Source organism: Antrihabitans spumae, from assembly GCF_043944905.1.
GTDB classification, from domain to species: domain Bacteria; phylum Actinomycetota; class Actinomycetes; order Mycobacteriales; family Mycobacteriaceae; genus Antrihabitans; species Antrihabitans spumae.
In genome coordinates this window covers 1-635 of the sequence record NZ_JBIMSN010000053.1, presented here as the reverse complement: position 1 = coordinate 635, position 635 = coordinate 1, and the positions used below count along the sequence as shown (strand labels likewise).

Annotated in this window: 1 protein-coding gene; it reads right to left on the bottom strand. The window is 60.3% G+C overall.

The genetic code is table 11. The annotated features are described in order from the left end of the window. Positions 1-539, bottom strand: a 539-nt coding sequence (locus tag ACHIRB_RS12610) for an oxygenase MpaB family protein (protein ID WP_395127701.1), incomplete at its 3' end; no start/stop codon positions are given. Between the last annotated feature and the right edge of the window lie 96 nt (positions 540-635).

Below are 635 nucleotides of genomic sequence, written 5' to 3'. Positions count from 1 at the left end.
CTCATCCAGGCTGCATAGCCAGAAAATCCCCGTGTCCAACATCCGGGGTCAAGGCCCAGGTCCTGCGGCATTGCCAACTCGGGGTGCAGGATCATTCGAGTCATCGACTGCGCGAGCGCGGACGCTGCCAAGCGGGGACGCCAGGATTCGAAGAACTCGATGACCGCTTCGCGGCTACGAGGCACGTCGTCAGGGTTGATCGTCTGACATTCCGCGGCGATCGCGCATTGGGCCCAGTACTGCGTCTCCTCTTCATCGGACAGCTTGCCCGGACCGAAGATCTCGTAGCAGTACAGGATCGAATGCCACGCCGTCATATGGATCCATAGCTGCGACTCGGGTGAGTTCGAGTCGTATCGTCCACCCGTAACAGGATCTACGCCAATACCTTTGGAGTGAACCTTCACGAGGATGTCGGCAGCTTTCGTTGCGCTCGCGGTGTCACCACTTGCGACGAGAGCGAAATAGCGCATGGTCCGTTCGTACCGGGTCCGGGTCCGGGCTCGGACTCCGCCCGACGCTTCGACGGACGCATTCAGGTTCGGATCGAGTGGCGTGCCCCCGGTAAACGGGACCGACTTGTTTTAGAGTCTTGTTGCCCGTGACCTGGGCGGATAGGACGATGAACACCATGG